Below are 18,101 nucleotides of genomic sequence, written 5' to 3'. Positions count from 1 at the left end.
CCATGAGACGCGGGCTTCGCACTACCCCGCGAGCCCGAGTCTGCTGGTGACCTCACCCCTGTCGCTGGCCAACGGCTTCCCGGCAGCGTGTCGACTCCGACATCCTGCTGCCGCAACGCATCCGCTGAATCCGTAGGACGTCATCTTGAAAACACGACTTTCCAGCCTCGATATCGTGGCGCTGGGCTTCATGACATTTGCGCTCTTCCTTGGCGCTGGCAACATCATCTTCCCGCCTCAGGTAGGTCAGGGCGCAGGGGCCGAGTTCTGGCCGGCGGCACTGGGCTTTCTAACCACCGGTGTCGGCATGCCGCTGGCCGGAATCGTCGCGGTCGCCGTGATCGGCGGCGGGCTCGACAAGATCACCTCCCCGCTGCCCAAGTGGGCGGCAGCGGCCTTCGGCGTCGCCATCTATCTGTCCATCGGGCCGATGTTCGCCATCCCGCGTACCGGCACCGTCGCCTTCGAGATGGGCATGCGTCCGTTCATCGACATGACGCCCGAGTCAGGCCTGGCATTGCACTCGGTGGTGTTCTTCGGCATTGCCACCCTGATCGCCCTGAGCCCCGGCAAGCTGATGGACGTGGTCGGCAAGTGGCTGACCCCGCTGTTGATCGCGCTGCTGGCACTGATCGCGCTGTTCACCATCATCGACCCGCAGGGACCGCTGGGCCCGGTGAGCCCCGAGTGGGCCGAAGCGCCCTTCATGACCGGCTTCCAGCAGGGCTACCTGACCATGGATGCGCTGGCCTCGATGGTGTTCGGCATCCTGATCGTCTCCGCGATCAAGGCGCGTGGCATCACCGCCACCGCTGACGTGACGCGCTACACCCTGTGGGCCGGCGCGATCGCCGCGATCTGTCTCGCCGCCGTCTATCTGCCGCTGACCTACATGGGCGCCACCAGCCATGCTCTGGTGACGGAAGCCGCCAAGGGCGAACTGATTCCGGTCTACGTCGAGGCCTTGTTCGGGGATGCCGGCAAGCTGATCCTGGCGCTGGTCATCACTCTGGCGTGTCTGACCACCGCGGTGGGCCTGCTGACTTCCTGCGGCGAGTTCTTCCATCGCTTGCTGCCGAGCGTGCCCTACCGTCTGCTGGTGATCGTGATGGCCGTGGCCTCGGCGTTGATCGCCAACCTGGGCCTCTCGACGCTGATCAGCGTCTCGATTCCGGTGCTGGTCACGCTCTATCCGCTGGTGCTGGTGCTGACGCTGCTCTCCTACCTGCGCCCGCGCCTGCATGATGCACCGCGCGTATTCGCCTGGAGCCTGGGCCTGACCCTGCTGGTCAGCCTGCTCGATGGCTTCGAAGCCAGTGGCATCGATTCCCTGATGGCCATCTCGCACCGCATCGAGCCGCTGCTGCCGCTGGCCTCCATGAATCTGGGCTGGCTGGCACCTGCACTGGCGGGCCTGATCATCGGCATGCTGACCAGCCGTCGTGACCAGACGAATCTGGACCCGGTACTGACCGAGCAACGCTGAGCGCCCCTCGGCCCTCCCCTGGTGGCATGATGTTGCCAGGGCGTTGCCATGAAAAAGCCCGCCCCTCGTGATGAGGGGCGGGCTTTTTTCGTCACGGCTGTCGTCTCTGGCGTCTCAGCGCGGCGTGCTGCGTGACAGCCCCAGCCGTGCGAGCGTGTCATCATCCAGCGAGTGCACCGCTTCCACGTCTGCCAATGCCGTGAAATAGTCCGGGGTCAGGAAGTCACGCCCACCCAGCAGGTGCTCGAGATACTCACGGGCCGGCTTGAGTCCCTGACCGGTGCGCTCCGGCAAGGCGATGTACACCCAGGCCTCGATGACACCGTCACGTGTCACGATGGCATGACGAAAGCGCTCATATTCATGTGGGCGCCCCTCGTAGGGGTCCATCAGGGTGATCTGCTCAGGGTCGCGCAGCTCGTAGAGCACCCCTTCGACACGCTCACCCCGCGCCGGTTGCACATTGGCATGTGCGATCCCCGGAACACGCGACGCCTTGTCGAAACTCAGCCGATGCTCCTCCAGCCAGCCATGCAGGGCACGACGCGTGTCACCGATGCGTGCCGCGACACGCGCCGGATTCATGTTGCTTCCGTAGGCGAAGTAGTACGGCATACCCGTCTCCCGTGTGAACCGCGACGACTCAGTTGTCGGTGATCAGCGTATCGATCTCGCGCACGACTTCCGTCATCGCCACGCGGCGCTCCGGACGCGCATCCTTCAACCAGGCCTCGATGGCAGGCGCCACGTCACACTTCACCGGGAAGCTGCCACGCGCGTCACACAGTGCCTCGAGACGCGCGATGAACACGAAACGCAGCCACTGGCCCATGTCCATGCGGTCCACGCAGAAGGGCTCCACGCTCATGAAGGCCTCTGGGGTCGGTGTCTCCATGCGCCACAGATCCGCCGCCTTCATCGTCGCTTCCAGGCGTGCCAGCAGGTCACGCAATTCGTCATGCGCGTTGCCGGCGAGTTCGCCGTCCTGGGGTATTTCGGTCGGGTTCATGACACCTCCGTCAATTCATGCATGATGCGTTCACGGTATTATCCCGTTCATACGCTTGGAAGGCCAGGAGGGCCAGATGGCAGATAGCCTGTTCAATGACGTGATGATCCTGCTGGGGGCCTCGGTGGTCGCGGCGGCGCTGTTCCGACGCCTGCACCTGCCACCGGTACTGGCCTATCTGGCGGTGGGCTTTCTGGTCGGCCCGCATCTGGCAGGCTGGATAGGCCGTCCGGAAGAGCTGGCCTTTCTGTCGGAGTTCGGCCTGGTCTTTCTGTTGTTCTCGCTGGGATTGGAATTCTCGATGCCCCGCATGCGAGCCCTCAAGACCACCGTCTTCGGACTGGGGGCCTCCCAGGTGGTGGTCTGCAGCGGACTCTTCTGGGCGCTGGGCTGCGCACTGGGGCTGACCCCTGCCGCGGCGCTGGTCGCGGCCGGCGCACTGGGACTTTCTTCCACGGCCATCGTGACGCGGGAGCTGGCGCGCTGGAACGAGCTGGACAGCCCCCACGGCCATGCCGCGGTGGGAGTGTTGCTGTTTCAGGACCTTGCCGCCCTGCTGTTCCTGATCCTGATTCCGGCCATGGCGGGAGATGGCAGCCAGCTGCTCAGCGATCTGGGCGTGATGCTGGCCAAGGGCATCGGCCTGGTGGTGGTGATGATGGCCATCGGCAAATGGGTGCTGCCACTGGTCTTTCAGGAAGTCGCGCGCTCACGCTCGGAAGAGCTGTTCGTGCTCACCGTGTTGCTGGTGGCCCTGTTCTCGGCCTGGCTGACCCATAGCCTGCACCTTTCGATGGCGCTCGGCGCCTTCCTGGCGGGCATGATGCTCGGTGAAAGCCATTACCGGCATCAGATTGAGGCGGACATTCGCCCGTTCCGGGACATCCTGCTGGGCCTGTTCTTCGTCTCGGTCGGCATGCTGCTCGACCCGCATGTCCTGCTGGCACAGTGGTACTGGGTGGTGATCGGCGTGATCTGCCTGCTGACCACCAAGGCACTGTTGATCACGGGGCTTGCCAGACTCTCCGGACGACCACTGGATTCGGCCATGCGCACCGGCCTGGTGCTGTCACAGGGCGGAGAGTTCGGGTTTGCCCTGCTGGCACTGGCCAGTCAACAACAGCTGATGGACACCGATACCGTGGGACTGGTGGTGGCGATCATCATCGGCTCGCTGGTCGTCACGCCCTCGCTCATTCGTCACAACCAGCATCTGTCGCAACGTGCCTGCCGCTCACATACCCCCACCCAGGAAAATCCGCACACCACGGCGCAGTTGAGCGAGGCCACGGCCCTGCTGCACGACCACGTCATCGTGTGCGGCTTCGGGCGTGTCGGTCAGACGGTCGGGCGCTTCCTGACCCAGGAGAAGCTCCAGTGGATCGCCATCGATGCCGACCCCATCCGCGTGCATGAAGCCGCCAGCGCGGGTGAACCGGTGGTCTTCGGTGATGCCCAGCGTCAGGACATTCTGCGCGCACTGGGCATCGAGCGCGCCCGCCAGGTGGTGATCACCGTCAACCAGCTGCCGCATGCACTGGCCATCCTGCATGCCATCCAGCCGTTGCAGCTCCCCGAGCTCAAGGTGCTGGTGCGCACCCAGGATGACGCCGACCTGGACACCTACAAGGCCGCCGGCGCGACCGAGGTGATCCCGGAGGTACTGGAAGGCTCATTGATGCTGGTCTCGCATGTGCTGGTCAATCTCGAGGTGCCATTTCGCCGTGTGGCGCGCTCGATCCAGAAGGCCCGCGAGGCCCGCTACAGTCTGCTGCATGGCTACTTCCACGGCCAGCAGTCCCAGCTGACCGACAAGCGTGGCAACCCGCTGCTGAGACGCCATCCCGTGACCCTGACCGAGAGCACCTGGGCCTGTGAGCGCCGACTGGACGAGATCTCCCTGCCGGAGCGCAGCGGTATCCTGATCTCCCGCATCGTGCGCGCCAACGGGGACTGCATCGAGGAGCCCACGGGTGATCTTCGTCTCGCGTGTGGCGATACGCTGGTATTGTCCGGGCTGGCTGATCATATTGAAGAGGCAGAAGCGCGTCTGTTGTCGGGCTGAGGCTCTGTCCGCCGGACGGGCACAGGAGACCGGCCTTTCGACAGCAGGCAATGACCGCCTTCGTCACGTCACAAGGGAGACTCATCATGCACGGACAGCACGCAACGTCTTGCTCGACCCAGGGGAGCCCACAGTCGATGGGCGTCCACAATTACATGGAGCAGCTGGTGTTCGATGGCATACGCCTGCATGCCACGGCCAGCGGCATGGATGGCGACAGCCGCGAGGATGTCGCCTGCATCGCGCTCAATCAGCTGGCACCGCGCTACATCCGTCATGATGTGGACATGGCCTTCTACATGACCCCTGCCGAACAGGAGCTGCTGGAAGAGCGTGTGGCCCTGGCTCTTGATGATGCGGTGGCCAGGGTGCACAGCATGCCGCGACGCAGCTAGTCGCCGCCCTCTTCTGCCCCGGGCGCATCCCCGCGATGCGCCCGGGCAATCTCGATGCTCGCCATCAATCACGACGGGCCTCACCAACCACGACGAGCCTCACCAACCACGACGGCCCACCTGCGCAGGCAGGTGGGCCGTCGTGATGAGGGTTGCCCTTGAGATGGCAGCCGCTCAGATACCTGCCGCTCCCTGCGGCGGGACTTCATCGAGCACCTTGCGCAGGAAGGCGCGGGTGCGGTCATCCTTCGGCGCGCTGAACAGCTGACTCGGTGGCCCCTGCTCGACGATACGCCCGCCTTCCATGAAGATGACGCGGTCAGCGACTTCCCGCGCAAACTGCATCTCGTGGGTGACCACGATCATGGTCTGACGCTCCACCGCCAGCTGCTTCATCAGCTCCAGCACTTCGTCGACCCATTCCGGGTCGAGCGCCGAGGTCGGCTCATCGAACAGGATGACCTCGGCCTGGGCCGCCATGGCACGCCCGATGCCGATGCGCTGCTGCTGTCCACCGGAAAGCGCCGCCGGGAAGGCATCCGCCTTCTCGCTCATGCCGATGCGCTCGAGAATCTCGCGGGCGCGTTGATGCGCCTTGGCCTTGGGCCAGCCATTGACGACGATCAGGCCCTCGGCAATGTTCTCAAGCGCCGTCTTGTTGGCGAACAGCGCATAGTTCTGGAACACGAAAGCGCTGTTGCGACGCAGGGCAAGAATGTCATGGCGACTGGCGCGTGTGGCCGCGACCTTGTGCTCGCCGATCTGGATTTCCCCGTCATCGGGTTGTTCCAGGAAGTTGATGCAACGCAGCAAGGTGGACTTGCCGGTACCCGACGGGCCGATGACGACGATGATCTCGCCCTGCTTCACTTCCAGCGTGATGCCATCGAGCACGGCCTGCCCGCCGAATTTCTTGATCAGATTTCTGACTGCAATCATCGCTGATAGGCCTTGTTGAGACGTTTCTCCATCCAGCGCTGCACGAAGGACAGCCCTTCCACCATCACCCAGTAGACGATGGCCACCATGATGAAGGATTCAAAGTACAGGAAGCTGCTGGCCGCTTCCTTCTGGGTCGCGCCCATCAGTTCGGTCACCCCCAGCGTGAAGGCCAGCGACGTGGACTTGATCATGTCCACGAAGTAGTTCATCAGCGTGGGAGCCGCCACACGGGCTGCCTGTGGCAGCACGATGCGACGCATCAACTGGACATTGGTCATGCCGATGGACAGCGCCGCCTCGGTCTGGCTGCGATCGACGCCGACGATGGCCGCACGGATCGACTCGGCCATGTAGGCCGAGAAGTGCAGCGTCAGGCCCAGAATCGTCGCGGTCACGCCATCGATCTGGGTGAGGAACGACATCACCTGCGGCAGGCCGTAGTAGAACAGGAACAGCTGCACCAGCAGCGGCGTACCGCGGAAGAAGGAGATGAACACCACGGTCAGCGCGTTGAGCACCGGCACCTTCAGCACCCGCACTACCGCCAACAGCGAGGCCAGTACCAGCGCGGCCACCATGCCGATACAGGCCATCTTGAGTGTCAGTGGCAGGTATTTGAGCATGACCGGCAGCAGGCCAAGCATGTAATCGATATTGAGAGTATCCATTCGTTATCCGGACAGGCTGAGGGCTTGGCTGAGAGTCTCACGGAAGACGCCCATCGACGTGATGACGGCAATATCCCGGCGACACGCGGAGCATCATCACGGCAACGGGGTGACGGTTGTGCCGTCACCCCGTTTGCTCACGACATCGATTGACGCGCCTGCACGTGACACACCGTCATGCGTCAGGCTCGTCCACGGGTGCCCCCTGTATCAGGGCGCGCCCGTCAATGTTCAAGGCGTGGTGATGTCATTGCCGAACCACTTGTTGGAAATCTCGGCCAGACGACCATTTTCCTTGAGCTCGGTCAGCGCGGCATCCACCGCGTCACGCTTGGCTTCACCCTCGGCATCCTTGCGGAACGGCAGCGCGTTCTCGAGACGTGAGAACGGCGTGCCTGCCAGCTCCAGCGGCAACGGTGTCTTCTGGATCACCTGGCTTGCACTGACGCGGTCCATCACGAAGGCATCGACACGGCCCAGGGCGGTGTCCTGCTCGATGTTGGATTCATAGGTCTTGATGTCGATCTGGTCGGCGTACGGCAGCTCCTTCATCAGCGCTTCGTAGTTGGACCCCAGATTGACCGCCACGCTGTGCCCCTTGAGGGACTCGACGCCGGTGATCTCGTCATTGCCACGACGCTTGACCACCTGCGCCCCGTCATAGACGTACGGCTGGGTGAAGGCGAACTTGGCCTTGCGCGCATCGGTGATGGTGATCTGGTTGGCCACGGTATCGATACGACCCGCTTCCAGTGCACCGATCAGACCGGAGAAGCTCATGGTGACGAATTCGACATCGTCGCCGGTGATCTCGCCCACGGCATTCAGGACATCCACCTCAAAGCCCTGCAGCTTGTCCTGCTTGACGAAGGTGAACGGGAAGTAGCCTCCGGACATGCCGACCTTCAGGGTGTCGGCGTGAGCGGCCAGGCTGCCCATGGCAGCAGCCCCCAATGCCGCCGCCATCACGGTGCCCTTGAGAGCAGTGGCAGAGAAGACGGCAGCAAGTGAACGTGAATGGCGCATCGGAAATCCTCGATGGTGGCAGACTTATGCGGGCAGGGCATGTGTCGAAGTGCAGACGTCATCCACCGTCCCACACGCAGCGAGCACATGACAGCAACGAATCAGGCATAAGCGACAGCATTTATATGTGATTTAGTTTTATAGAATAACGAGCCTGTCGCGCATTCCCAAACATTTCCTCCACTTTGGTAAGAACGAAAAGGAATAACGCTACATGCGCGAGCAATGATGAGATTCTAGCATGCCTGCCCCTGCTGACCAGCCATGCGCCGAGGCGTCCCGGCGGGCGCAACGGCCGCTGCCACTCGGATTGAGTGTGCCCTCTCAAGAGCACGCCACCGGGTAGCGGCTAACGATGACAGCCTGAGGTCATCAGGATGACAGTTATTCACGTCTTCCGTGGACGATACTGTGGATAACCTTGTGCTTCCTCGCTGCAAGCCGCGCCAGACCTGGGCAGGAGAAAATTGATCAAATTTTCATCAGCGAGTCACCAGGACGTCTCCCAAAGGCCCCATAGCCGGCAATCTTTCTGCAATCAAGGTGTTGCGACAATGCGCGATAGCCTTCGCGGGTGGCATGCCAAGAGGCGAATCGCTAAAGTCTCAGCCATTCTTGGCGTATCCTTGCCGATATCACGCCCAATCTCAGGTCGTCCCGGACGCGTACTGCGTCCGGGGAGCCCAACCGCAGCGGTGAGCCTCATGACTCCACTCTCCTCCCTGAGCAACTTCTTCCAGCGCACCGGTGCTGACGTGCACCTCTATCACCTGGGGCGCATCCTGTCCCCCTTGAGCCTTGAAGAGCTGGAAGCCTTCGAGACCCAGCAACAGCCGTGGTCGCAACCTTTCAAGGGACAGGCCCGGCTGGCGTGCGTCTTCCGACCCGCCGGCATCGACGATCCACTGGTGTGGTTTCTGGCCCTGCCGCTGGATGAAGAAGGCCGGCTTTCTCCGCCGCAACGAGATGCATTCCTCGAACGCCTGCTGACCACACTCGGCCAGACGGCACTGAGCGTCGGTCGTTCTGACCTGTTGCAGGCCGAGGCAGGCAAGATCGACAACCTGATGCAGGACAATCCCCTGGCCTTCACTCCAGATGACAGCCTGCGCGCCATGCTGCATGCCCGCGCCAGCATCGACTGTGATCGCCCTGCCAGTCAGTACTACGAACAGGCGGAACGCTATCTCGCCGCGCAACTGCCCCTTGATGACTGGCCCAGCGTTGGCCTGCAGGGCATCGCCGATGGACTGACGCGTCGCGGTGAGTTCACCAATGAACTTGCCGAGGCGATGATCGAACGGATCGGCTATCTTCCCGACACGCCGCTGCGCGCGCTCGCCCTGTGCCTGGAGCAGGCTCCCCCGGCCCATCCGCAGCTGGCCAGTCCGCTGACGGACAGTCTGGAGGCGGAGCTGCTCGACAGTCTGATTCGCCGCGGTCGGACGGCACGGGAGCTGGGAGACCTGGAAACCCTGTGCGCCTGCCTGCGTGCAGCGGCTGCCAGCCCCCTGCCAGCGGCCGCCGAATGGCTGGATACGCTATTGGCGGACGAGAGCGCCGCCAGCGTGGATGTGCTGGTCGCGATCGCCGCACGCGGTTATGCCCATCTGGAAGATGCCGAGCGCCTGCCGACCTTCCTCGTGCGACTGGCCAACTGCCCGCAGGCCAGCTTCCAGGCTCTCGCCCGTGATCTGGCGCTGATTCCGCGTCTGCGTCTGCCGGTACTGATGACGCTGCGCAACGCCGAACCCGACAGCGCCCTGGGGCTCGCCCTGGCGTCGCTCACCGGCCGGACGGTGGCGCCGACGCAACGCCACTGAGCCTCTGAATTACTGAGCCTCAGAGCCTCTGAATTACTGAGCCACTGAGCCAGCCCTGCCATCAGGACCCGCCGCCCTCGCCGGTCCTGATGGCCAATCCCCTGCCGGCCCGTCCTGGCCAATCTCTCCTCTCGGCTCGTGCCCGGCACTGCGCCACGTACCTCGTTCGGCCCCAGGCCCAGCCCTATGCCTAGCTCTAGGCCCAGCACCTTGCCCGGTGGACGCCAGCGCAAGCGACAGGTGAGCATCACAGTCCTTGAGATCATGCGCATAACCCACGACACTTGGGAGAGGCCTGATCATCGTGCGCGAGAACTGCCCGGTGAAAGCGCTCTGCAAGGCGCCAGGCACGGGAGCGGCGCTGCTCGCAGCCAAAGATATGCCAACAAGGATTGCTGCTGATACGGTAAGTGACTATGCTGCGCGCCCGTCTGGTCGCAATCCCGCTGTCTGCCACGCGCCATTGCGATCACCACGGTGCCTTTCATGCCGTGACCCGACCTCCAGGCCAGGTCATGCCCTCTGATTCAGGATGAAACATGCCGCATTCCAAGACCCCTGCTCGTCATCACGCTCACAAGGCACCGCCTCTGGATCTCAGATTCCTGAACCACGATCTGCTCGGCTTTCGGCCGCGAGCCGTCGTCGGGCGGCGTGAACTGATCGAGCTGCCGGAGCTGCATCTGCACCTCAACGCCAAGATCGACACTGGCGCGCACTCGAGCGCACTGCACGCAGAGAACATCGAGGTCTTCGAGAAGGATGAAGACCTGTGGGTACGCTTCATCACGCGCAGTGGCGGCAGTGATTCTCCGCCCCATGATGTCGAGACACGGGTCCACGACCGGCGTCGGGTCAGGTCTTCCAACGGTCAGGCACAGTGGCGCTACGTGATTCGCTCCCGCATGCAGCTCGCCGGGCTCGACTACGACATCGACATGACACTGGTCGATCGCTCCCAGATGCGCCACCCCATCCTGCTGGGGCGCCGTGCACTGCGTCGCCTGCTGGTGGCACCGGGTGCCGCCTATCTGCATGGCGAGCCCTGACGACCTTCACATTGCGCAAGACTCGCCCCCGGCATGACTCGAACGGGCACGCCGCCTTCGCGGCGCTCGCGCAAGACGCCTCCTGACGCACCTCTTTCATCCTTTCGCCACCTTCTCATTCCTGACGGCCCTTTCGGCTCTGGAGGATTTCATGCATATCGGTATCCTGTCGCGCAATTCCCGCCTCTACTCCACTCGCCGCCTGATCGAGGCAGCCGAAGCCCGCGGGCATACCGCACGCGTCGTGGACACGCTGCGCTGCTACATGAACATCGCCTCGCACCGCCCCTCCATCCATTACAAGGGTGCCGAGATCGAGCATTTCGACGCCGTGGTGCCGCGCATCGGCGCCTCCGTCACCTTCTATGGCTGTGCGGTACTGCGCCAGTTCGAGATGATGGGTACCTACGTGGTCAACGACTCCGTGGCCATCGCGCGCTCGCGTGACAAGCTGCGCTCGCTGCAGCTGCTGTCGCGCAAGGGACTGGGCCTGCCGGTCACCGGCTTCGCTCACTCCCCCGATGACATCCCCGACCTGATCACCATGGTCAAGGGCGCGCCGCTGGTCATCAAGCTGCTGGAAGGCACTCAGGGCATCGGCGTGGTGCTCGCCGAAACCAACCAGGCCGCCGAGAGCGTGATCCAGGCCTTCATGGGCATGAAAGCCAACATCATGGTGCAGGAATACATCAAGGAGGCGCGCGGCGCCGACATCCGCTGCCTGGTGGTAGGTGACAAGGTGGTCGCCTCCATGAAGCGCCAGGCCGCCGATGGCGAGTTTCGCTCCAACCTGCACCGTGGCGGCACGGCCAGCGAGATTCGCATCACGCCGGAAGAGCGCTCCACCGCCATCCGCGCCGCCAAGGCCATGGGCCTGGCCGTCGCCGGTGTCGACCTGCTGCGCGCCAACCATGGCCCGGTGATCATGGAAGTGAACTCCTCACCGGGTCTGCAGGGCATTGAAACGGCAACCGGCAAGGACATCGCAGGGATGATCATCGACCACATCGCCAAGTCCGCCGCACCCGCCAAGAAGATCCCGCCCAAGCCCAAGGGGTGAGATGCCGCCGGCTTGCCAGAGCATTCTGGGAGACATGACGCTGATCACGGACAGCCGTGACACTGTCGGACGTCACGATAACGTCATCGAACTGTCGTAAAATGAGTGGATTGACGCTACGGGAAGAAATATCAGGACTTTCTGCACATCAGGGGTAGAAAAACACTGTTTTCACCCGCACAATCTCTCCTGACGGAGGAGGTGACCGCCCATGTTTCTCGACAATCGCCAGGTGGCGATGGATAGCGTCCAGGAAGCCCTGGCAGACAGTCTTGATTATTTCGAGGACAACGCCGAACGGCTGCGTCCCGGGCTGCTGAAGGCCTTTGAACCCTTCTATGCTCGGCGCGTGGAGCTCAAGCAGGCGCTGGAAGTCGAGACGCGCAAGCATCTGAGCCTGATGCCGCGAGACGCTGATGTCGAGCGTGATGACTACATGTGGCTGTGGAGTCGCCTGAAGAGCATCGTCAGCAACGACAATCAGGTTCTGATCAACGAACTGCTCGAACAGGAGCGCGTGCTGATGCAGGCCTGCTCGACGGCCTTCACGCATCCTCTCCCGGACAGCATGGAGAAGGTGCTGGAAGCGTGCTTCCACAACTGCCGCCAATTGATTCGCGAGCTCTATCGTCACCAGACCGGCATCGCGGCACGCCGCCGCGCCGGCTGACCTCGGGCCCGCTCAGCGGAAAAAGCCTCGAGCAGACACGAAAAGCCCCCGCTTCCTATCGGAAGACGGGGGCTTTTCGTGTTGGCCGGCCGGTACGCTGAGCCGCTGTCGTCAACTGCCTGACACGGCCGGTACGGCTGGCAATACCGGTGTCGGCAGTCGCTCCGCCGGCCCCAGGAAACGCGGCTTGCGGCCCCACAGGTAAAGATCCCCCACCGTGGCGGCACGCGCCAGCCATTCGCGCAGCATCAGCCGCAGCCCCGCGGGCCGACGCTCGGAAACCGCCGGACAGCCGACGGCATCCACCCCCAGCACGTCAGCGATGAACAGTGCCCGTGGCAGATGCCAGGGCTGCGTGACCAGCACCGCCTGATCGACACCGAAGACCTTGTGCGCACGCACCAGCGTATCGAAGGTCGAGAATCCGGCGTAATCCAGCGTCATGAACTGCTGTGGCACATTGCGATCACGCAGGTCACGCCACATGGTCATCGGCTCATTGTAATAACGCGTACGATTGTCCCCTGACAGCAGCAGGTTGCTCACTCGATGCAGCCGGTAGAGCTGGGCTGCGGTGTCGAGACGAGCCTGATAGTGCGGGTTGCGTCCTCCGCCTACCAGGCCATGGGAGGTCCCGAAGACGATCCCCACTTCACGGCTTTCGCAGGTCAACGGGGAAGACGCGATGCGATCACGGGTCGACATCACGACCCACAGATTGAGCCCGACCACTATCATCAGGCTCACGACCAACAGGCCAATCATGGCCATCACGGCCCGCTTGATCACTCGTCGCATCTGCTCCCCGCACCCATCCTTGCCTGTCACTACCGAATATCGCCATTCACTGCATCATGCAAGCATGAGCGCCCAGCCTACCCAAGCCATGCACGCAGCACCAGCGAGATGACGCCTGCAGGCTCGAAGCCACGGGGTCAGGGCAGACGCCTGTCGGCTCACTCTTCCTGCGTCATGATCGCCTTGACGCTGACCGGCACCTGGGTCGCGATGTTGCCCAGTCCCGCCAGGTCACGCAGGGTACGGATGCCATCCACCAGCGAGAACTGGCTGGCATCGACCATCACCGGCGCGTCCGTCTGCACCAGCCAGCGCTCCCCCTGCAGACGTGTCACCTGCAGGCTCACCGGCAGGGTCTGGGTGCTGTCATGCAGCGTCAGCTGCCCTTCCAGGCTGACATGCTGGGTATCGCCCGGCTCCATGACCTTGAGCGTCGGCATGTCCAGTGACGCGGTCAGCACGGCCAGGGGATAGTCACCGGCCTCGAAGAGTTTCTCGCTGACACGCTGATCACGGATCTCGATACCGGTATCGGCGGAGTCCAGGTCGATCTCGACCGACAACTGGCCCGCATCATTGACGCGAGCACGCCAGGAATCGAAGGCGTGCTGCTCGACGGTGCTGGCACCGTCCTTGCTCATCTTGGTGGACTGGAAATTCAGTTGCGAGGCATCGCTGTCCAGTGTCCATGACGCCTGTGCACTGACGGCAGTACTCATGATCAGGCTGGCGGTCAGGACACGTAAGGCTGTCGGGTAGCGCATTGGGATATTCCTTGCTGGCAGAGAATCACGATCTTCGACGCCACATGACGCAACGACGGCGCCATGGTGCAGTCCTTGGCACGGCTTGGAAAGCGATTGGTGCGAGAGGTTCCGTCAAGACGGCCGTGCCGCCCGTTGCGCGATTGCGCCCGAGCGACACGCAGCGTCAGAACATGCCAAGTTCAAGGCGCGCCTCTTCACTCATCATCTCCCGCGACCAGGGGGGCGAGAACACGATCTCGACGTGAACCTTGGAGACATCCTCCGCGCCCAGGATCTTGCGCTTGGCATCCTCGGCGATCACGTTGCCCATGCCGCAGCCCGGTGCCGTCAACGTCATCTTCAGATTGACCATCTTCTCGCCGCTGATCAGGGTGTCGATACGACAGCCATAGACCAGCCCGAGCTCGACGATGTCCACCGGGATCTCGGGGTCGAAACAGGTGCGCAGCTGCGCCCAGACGAAGGCCTCTATCTCGGCGTCGCTCTGCCCGGCCGGCAGATGCGGGCGCGGCACGGCGTCCAGTCCCAGTGCATCGAGGCTGAAGCTCTCGATCAGGTACATGCGGCCTTCGTACGCCACGCTGACGGTGCCGCCCTTGGCCTGCATGACTTCGACCACCGAGTCCTCATGCAGGGTCACCGACTTGCCGAAGGGTACCGAGATACCTTCCACGTCACGCTGCAACGGCATCTTCTGGCCCTTGCCGAGGCTGGCCAGCTGGTCTTCAGTGTGGCTCATGCCCTCTCCTTGCCGAACCGCATGACAGCCATGCGGATCAAGAATACTGTGGGTTCACTCAGGATGTGCGGGTCACAACATCCCCTGGCAAGCGCCGATAGCAATGAGGCCCGCCATGCGCGAGCCTCATTGATCAGCGCCCGTCAGGGCCACCGCAGGGGATGCTCAGCGCACCATGGTCAGCACGCGCTGCAGAGCCTCGACGAACAGGTCGATCTCCTCCGGCGTGTTGTAGGCCGCGAAGGAGGCGCGACAGGTGGCATCGACACCGAAACGTCGCAGCACCGGCTGAGCGCAGTGATGACCGGTCCGGATGGCCACCCCCAGCTGATCGATCAGCAGACCGATGTCCTGGGCGTGGGCACCGTCGACCACGAAGGAGATCGCGCCGGCCTTGTCGGGCGAGTTGCCGATGATGCGCAGCCCGTCCACTTCGCGCATGCGCTCGGTGGCATGGCGCATCAGCTGCTGCTCCCAGCGCGTGATCAGCGCCATGTGGGTGCAGTCCAGCCAGTCGATGGCCTTGCCCAGCCCGATGACCTCGGCGATGGGCGGCGTGCCAGCCTCGAACTTGTGCGGCAGATCCGCGAACAGGGTGCCGTTCTCGAACGAGACCGTGCGGATCATCTCGCCGCCGCCCTGCCACGGTGGCATGGCATCGAGCAGCGCTTCCTTGCCGTAGAGCACGCCGATGCCGGTCGGGCCATACATCTTGTGGCCCGAGAAGACATAGAAGTCGGCGTCGATCTCGCGAACATCGACCTGCTGATGCGGCACCGCCTGGGCGCCATCGACCAGAATCAGCGCGTCGTGAGCATGCGCCAGCCTGGCCATCTCGGCCACCGGGTTGATGCTGCCCAGGGCGTTGGAGACCTGATTGACGCAGACCAGGCGCGTCTTCTCGCCCAGCAGGTCACGGTAGGCCGCCATGTCGAGCACGCCATCGTCGTCACACGGAATCACCTTGATGACGATATCCAGGCGTTCCGCCAGCATCTGCCAGGGCACGATGTTGGCGTGATGCTCCATCACCGAGATCAGCACTTCATCACCGGCATTCAGCCAGTTGGCACCCCAGCTGTTGGCGACCAGGTTGATCGCCTCGGTGGTGCCGCGCGTGAAGATGACTTCACGCGTCAGGCGCGCATTGATGAAGGCACGTACCTTCTCGCGCGTCCCTTCGTAAGCGGCCGTCGCCTCGTCCGCCAGGCTGTGCAGGCCACGGTGGATATTGGCATTGGTGTTGCGGTAATAATCGCTCATCGCGTCGATGACGGCAGTCGGCGTCTGGCTGGTGGCGGCGCTGTCAAGATAGATCAGCGGCACGTCACCATGCACGCGACGCTCGAGGATCGGGAAATCCTCGCGGACCCGCACGACATCGAGCATCAGATTGTCGAGTGCGCTCATGCGAAGTCCTCATCACGCGCCACTGCCACGGCCCCGCCGCCCAGCTCGACACTCAGATCCACCAGCTCATCGAGGTGGAAGCGTGACGGCAGGCGACCCGCGACGCTGCGCTCGATACGCTCGGCGATGGCGTCGATGCCCAGACCGGACATGACCTCATTGGCGAAGGCCAGGGTCAGCAGGCCGCGTGCCGTCTGCTCATCGATGCCACGCGCGCGCAGTGCGAAGACAGCCGTCTCGTCGAGCTGGCCGGTCGTGGTGCCGTGGGAGCACTTGACGTCGTCGGCGTAGATCTCGAGTTCCGGCTTGGTATTGATCTCGGCGCGGTCCGACAGCAGCAGGTTGGCGTTGTTCTGATGCGCCTCGATCTTCTGACTGTCACGCTTGACCAGCACGCGGCCATTGAAGACGCCACGTGCGCGGTCGGCCAGGATGCCCTTGTAGTTCTCATCCGAGAAGGTCAGAGCCTCGTTGTGATTGACCAGCGAGTGGGTATCCACGTGCTGGCGATCACGACCGAAGAACAGGCCATCGAGGCGCGCATGGGCATTGCTGCCGTTGAGATCGCAGACGATGTCGTTGCGTACCAGACCACCACCGGTATTCAGGTTGATGGAGCGGTACTGGCTGTCACGCGGCTGCTCGACCTGCAGTGAGGCGATATGCGTCTCGCCGGTGGCGGCCTCACCCAGCTTGTAGTGATTGAGCACGGCGCCGCGCTCCAGCATCACTTCGCTGACCATGTTGGTGAAGTTGGTCGCGCCGGTCTCGCCGATGTGATGCTCGATCACGCTGGCTTCGGCACGGCTGCCCAACTGCACCAGCAGGCGCGGATGGCTCATGGTCACGGGCTCGCCTTCGACGGCGGCGCGCGACAGGAACAGCGCATAGACCGGCTTGTCGAGCACCGTCCGCGGGCCGACCTGAATCACCGCACCCTCTTCGGTGAAGGCAGAGTTCAGCGCCACGAAGGGCGTGAAGTCGATACCGGTCAGGCGATTCAGCGAGCCGCCGATCACTTCCGGCTGATCGATGATGGCCTGGGACAGCGGCACGACACGCACGGTGTCGGGCAGACCTGCCACATCGGAAAGCTCGGCGTTGTAGAGACCATCGACGAACACCAGGCGGTAAGCATCGACGGCGAGCGCCAGCTCGTCCTTCACCGCCGCCGAGAGATGGGCATCGTCGGCGAGACGGTATTGCTGGCGACCCAGCGCCTGGGTGTCGGTGTACTTCCAGGCCTCGACCTTGCGAGTCGGCAGACCCAGCGCTTCAAAGCGGGCGATGCCGGCCTGACGGCGCGCCGCCATCCAGCTCGGGTCAGCCGCGAAGCGAGCCTTGCGCGCGGCGAATTCGCTGGCGAAGGCTTCGCTGCCGGGGACGGACGCGGTAGCAAGTGCTGTCATTACGCGGTTTCCTCCTGCAGCCAGTCATAGCCCTGGGCTTCGAGTTCGAGGGCCAGCGACTTGTCGCCGGACTTGACGATGCGGCCATCCATCAGCACGTGGATGTGGTCCGGCACGATGTGCTCGAGCAGACGCTGGTAGTGCGTGACCATTAGTACGGCGCGGTTCTCGTTGCGCAGGGAATTGACGCCCTTGGCGACGATCTTCAACGCATCGATGTCGAGACCGGAGTCGATCTCGTCGAGCATGGCGAGCTTCGGTTCCAGCACCAGCATCTGCAGGATCTCGTTGCGCTTCTTCTCGCCACCGGAGAAGCCCTCGTTCACCGCACGCTGCAGGAAGCTGGCATCCATCTGCATGAAGGCAAGCTTCTCGCGGATCAGCTTCATGAATTCCGGGGCCGGAATCTCGCCCAGGCCTTCGGCTTCACGCTTGGCGTTCAGCGCCGCCTTGAGCAGGTAGACATTCTTGACCCCCGGGATCTCCACCGGGTACTGGAAGCCCAGCAGCAGGCCGGCACGCGCGCGCTCCTCGACTTCCATCTCCAGCACGTCCTCGCCTTCATAGGTGATGGTGCCCGAGGTCACTTCATAACCGTCCTTGCCGGCGATCACGGAAGACAGCGTGGACTTGCCCGCACCGTTCGGCCCCATGATGGCGTGGACTTCACCCTTGTTGATGGTCAGGTCGAGCCCCTTGAGGATTTCCTTGCCTTCCACCGAGACGTGCAGATCTTTGACTACGAGCATGATGATACCTTTGGCTGACAGGCCGCCCGCAAGCGG

General features: G+C 63.3%; 18 protein-coding genes. 7 read left to right on the top strand and 11 right to left on the bottom strand.

Going from position 1 to position 18,101, the window contains the following annotated elements:
* Positions 1–145 precede the first annotated feature (145 nt).
* Positions 146–1,486, top strand: coding sequence for a branched-chain amino acid transport system II carrier protein (gene brnQ / locus PJK54_RS00765; RefSeq protein WP_219815740.1), 1,341 nt, complete (start codon positions 146–148; stop codon positions 1,484–1,486).
* Between the two features lie 114 nt (positions 1,487–1,600).
* Here brnQ and PJK54_RS00760 read toward each other — a convergent pair whose 3' ends face one another.
* The gene (locus PJK54_RS00760; RefSeq protein WP_077372558.1) at positions 1,601–2,101 is read right to left on the bottom strand and encodes a gamma-glutamylcyclotransferase family protein; all 501 of its coding nucleotides are present in this window, start codon (positions 2,099–2,101) and stop codon (positions 1,601–1,603) included.
* 28 nt (positions 2,102–2,129) lie between these two features.
* Positions 2,130–2,495, bottom strand: a complete 366-nt coding sequence (locus PJK54_RS00755; protein WP_084209041.1) for a YqcC family protein — start codon at positions 2,493–2,495, stop codon at positions 2,130–2,132.
* A gap of 76 nt (positions 2,496–2,571) precedes the next feature.
* On the opposite strand from PJK54_RS00755, the gene PJK54_RS00750 reads away from it, so the two are divergent.
* Both PJK54_RS00750 and PJK54_RS00745 read left to right on the top strand, forming a co-directional pair.
* Positions 2,572–4,560 carry a cation:proton antiporter domain-containing protein gene (locus PJK54_RS00750; RefSeq protein WP_271301970.1) on the top strand — a complete coding sequence of 663 codons (1,989 nt, stop codon included), beginning with the start codon at positions 2,572–2,574 and terminating at the stop codon, positions 4,558–4,560.
* Positions 4,561–4,697: 137 nt separating this feature from the next.
* The gene (locus PJK54_RS00745) at positions 4,698–4,955 is read left to right on the top strand and encodes a late competence development ComFB family protein (protein ID WP_084209043.1); all 258 of its coding nucleotides are present in this window, start codon (positions 4,698–4,700) and stop codon (positions 4,953–4,955) included.
* Positions 4,956–5,129: 174 nt separating this feature from the next.
* Here PJK54_RS00745 and PJK54_RS00740 read toward each other — a convergent pair whose 3' ends face one another.
* The 3 genes from PJK54_RS00740 to PJK54_RS00730 all read right to left on the bottom strand — a co-directional run bounded on the left by PJK54_RS00740 (position 5,130) and on the right by PJK54_RS00730 (position 7,531).
* The gene (locus PJK54_RS00740) at positions 5,130–5,894 is read right to left on the bottom strand and encodes an amino acid ABC transporter ATP-binding protein (protein ID WP_077372546.1); all 765 of its coding nucleotides are present in this window, start codon (positions 5,892–5,894) and stop codon (positions 5,130–5,132) included.
* Complete coding sequence (locus tag PJK54_RS00735) at positions 5,891–6,565, bottom strand: amino acid ABC transporter permease (RefSeq protein ID WP_077372544.1); 675 nt, start codon at positions 6,563–6,565, stop codon at positions 5,891–5,893. Before PJK54_RS00735 ends, PJK54_RS00740 begins: the two co-directional genes overlap by 4 nt.
* Positions 6,566–6,796: 231 nt before the next feature.
* Entirely contained in the window at positions 6,797–7,531 is a 735-nt protein-coding gene (locus PJK54_RS00730; protein ID WP_103751385.1) for an amino acid ABC transporter substrate-binding protein, read from the bottom strand.
* Positions 7,532–8,295: 764 nt separating this feature from the next.
* On the opposite strand from PJK54_RS00730, the gene PJK54_RS00725 reads away from it, so the two are divergent.
* The 4 genes from PJK54_RS00725 to PJK54_RS00710 all read left to right on the top strand — a co-directional run bounded on the left by PJK54_RS00725 (position 8,296) and on the right by PJK54_RS00710 (position 12,193).
* On the top strand, positions 8,296–9,414 hold the full coding sequence (locus tag PJK54_RS00725) for a DUF3549 family protein (protein ID WP_136938171.1): 1,119 nt from the start codon (positions 8,296–8,298) through the stop codon (positions 9,412–9,414).
* A 539-nt stretch (positions 9,415–9,953) separates the two neighbouring features.
* Positions 9,954–10,463 carry an ATP-dependent zinc protease family protein gene (locus PJK54_RS00720; RefSeq protein WP_271301969.1) on the top strand — a complete coding sequence of 170 codons (510 nt, stop codon included), beginning with the start codon at positions 9,954–9,956 and terminating at the stop codon, positions 10,461–10,463.
* 151 nt (positions 10,464–10,614) lie between these two features.
* On the top strand, positions 10,615–11,523 hold the full coding sequence (gene rimK, locus PJK54_RS00715) for a 30S ribosomal protein S6--L-glutamate ligase (RefSeq protein WP_271301968.1): 909 nt from the start codon (positions 10,615–10,617) through the stop codon (positions 11,521–11,523).
* Positions 11,524–11,734: 211 nt separating this feature from the next.
* Positions 11,735–12,193, top strand: a complete 459-nt coding sequence (locus PJK54_RS00710) for a hypothetical protein (RefSeq protein ID WP_077372529.1) — start codon at positions 11,735–11,737, stop codon at positions 12,191–12,193.
* Between the two features lie 111 nt (positions 12,194–12,304).
* Here the strand turns inward: PJK54_RS00710 and PJK54_RS00705 are convergent, their stop codons facing one another.
* The 6 genes from PJK54_RS00705 to sufC form a co-directional block, all read right to left on the bottom strand.
* The gene (locus PJK54_RS00705) at positions 12,305–12,931 is read right to left on the bottom strand and encodes a SanA/YdcF family protein (protein WP_271302127.1); all 627 of its coding nucleotides are present in this window, start codon (positions 12,929–12,931) and stop codon (positions 12,305–12,307) included.
* 218 nt (positions 12,932–13,149) lie between these two features.
* Complete coding sequence (locus PJK54_RS00700; RefSeq protein ID WP_136938173.1) at positions 13,150–13,755, bottom strand: YceI family protein; 606 nt, start codon at positions 13,753–13,755, stop codon at positions 13,150–13,152.
* 166 nt (positions 13,756–13,921) lie between these two features.
* Entirely contained in the window at positions 13,922–14,497 is a 576-nt protein-coding gene (gene sufT, locus PJK54_RS00695; RefSeq protein ID WP_077372522.1) for a putative Fe-S cluster assembly protein SufT, read from the bottom strand.
* 165 nt (positions 14,498–14,662) lie between these two features.
* Positions 14,663–15,907: a cysteine desulfurase gene (locus PJK54_RS00690; protein WP_077372519.1), complete on the bottom strand. Its 1,245-nt coding sequence runs from the start codon at positions 15,905–15,907 to the stop codon at positions 14,663–14,665.
* Positions 15,904–17,316, bottom strand: coding sequence for a Fe-S cluster assembly protein SufD (sufD, locus tag PJK54_RS00685; protein WP_176493011.1), 1,413 nt, complete (start codon positions 17,314–17,316; stop codon positions 15,904–15,906). The genes PJK54_RS00690 and sufD overlap by 4 nt, the downstream gene beginning before the upstream one ends.
* Positions 17,316–18,065 carry a Fe-S cluster assembly ATPase SufC gene (gene sufC, locus PJK54_RS00680; protein ID WP_077372513.1) on the bottom strand — a complete coding sequence of 250 codons (750 nt, stop codon included), beginning with the start codon at positions 18,063–18,065 and terminating at the stop codon, positions 17,316–17,318. The genes sufD and sufC overlap by 1 nt, the downstream gene beginning before the upstream one ends.
* Positions 18,066–18,101 lie beyond the last annotated feature (36 nt).

Origin of the sequence: Cobetia sp. MMG027, assembly GCF_027947415.1 — a bacterium.
Classification (GTDB): Bacteria; Pseudomonadota; Gammaproteobacteria; order Pseudomonadales; family Halomonadaceae; genus Cobetia; species Cobetia marina.
This window is presented reverse-complemented; position numbering and strand designations above follow the sequence as displayed.

What these genes read in the sequence shown, in the direction of transcription:
- PJK54_RS00755 (WP_084209041.1), bottom strand. Translation starts at nt 2,495, where the DNA reads ATGAACCCGACCGAAATACCCCAGGACGGCGAACTCGCCGGCAACGCG.
- rimK (WP_271301968.1), top strand. Translation starts at nt 10,615, where the DNA reads ATGCATATCGGTATCCTGTCGCGCAATTCCCGCCTCTACTCCACTCGC.
- PJK54_RS00730 (WP_103751385.1), bottom strand. Translation starts at nt 7,531, where the DNA reads ATGGCGGCGGCATTGGGGGCTGCTGCCATGGGCAGCCTGGCCGCTCAC.
- sufD (WP_176493011.1), bottom strand. Translation starts at nt 17,316, where the DNA reads ATGACAGCACTTGCTACCGCGTCCGTCCCCGGCAGCGAAGCCTTCGCC.
- PJK54_RS00760 (WP_077372558.1), bottom strand. Translation starts at nt 2,101, where the DNA reads ATGCCGTACTACTTCGCCTACGGAAGCAACATGAATCCGGCGCGTGTC.
- sufC (WP_077372513.1), bottom strand. Translation starts at nt 18,065, where the DNA reads ATGCTCGTAGTCAAAGATCTGCACGTCTCGGTGGAAGGCAAGGAAATC.
- PJK54_RS00735 (WP_077372544.1), bottom strand. Translation starts at nt 6,565, where the DNA reads ATGGATACTCTCAATATCGATTACATGCTTGGCCTGCTGCCGGTCATG.
- PJK54_RS00720 (WP_271301969.1), top strand. Translation starts at nt 9,954, where the DNA reads ATGCCGCATTCCAAGACCCCTGCTCGTCATCACGCTCACAAGGCACCG.
- PJK54_RS00700 (WP_136938173.1), bottom strand. Translation starts at nt 13,755, where the DNA reads ATGCGCTACCCGACAGCCTTACGTGTCCTGACCGCCAGCCTGATCATG.
- sufT (WP_077372522.1), bottom strand. Translation starts at nt 14,497, where the DNA reads ATGAGCCACACTGAAGACCAGCTGGCCAGCCTCGGCAAGGGCCAGAAG.
- PJK54_RS00725 (WP_136938171.1), top strand. Translation starts at nt 8,296, where the DNA reads ATGACTCCACTCTCCTCCCTGAGCAACTTCTTCCAGCGCACCGGTGCT.
- PJK54_RS00710 (WP_077372529.1), top strand. Translation starts at nt 11,735, where the DNA reads ATGTTTCTCGACAATCGCCAGGTGGCGATGGATAGCGTCCAGGAAGCC.
- PJK54_RS00740 (WP_077372546.1), bottom strand. Translation starts at nt 5,894, where the DNA reads ATGATTGCAGTCAGAAATCTGATCAAGAAATTCGGCGGGCAGGCCGTG.
- PJK54_RS00750 (WP_271301970.1), top strand. Translation starts at nt 2,572, where the DNA reads ATGGCAGATAGCCTGTTCAATGACGTGATGATCCTGCTGGGGGCCTCG.
- PJK54_RS00745 (WP_084209043.1), top strand. Translation starts at nt 4,698, where the DNA reads ATGGGCGTCCACAATTACATGGAGCAGCTGGTGTTCGATGGCATACGC.
- PJK54_RS00690 (WP_077372519.1), bottom strand. Translation starts at nt 15,907, where the DNA reads ATGAGCGCACTCGACAATCTGATGCTCGATGTCGTGCGGGTCCGCGAG.
- PJK54_RS00705 (WP_271302127.1), bottom strand. Translation starts at nt 12,931, where the DNA reads ATGATAGTGGTCGGGCTCAATCTGTGGGTCGTGATGTCGACCCGTGAT.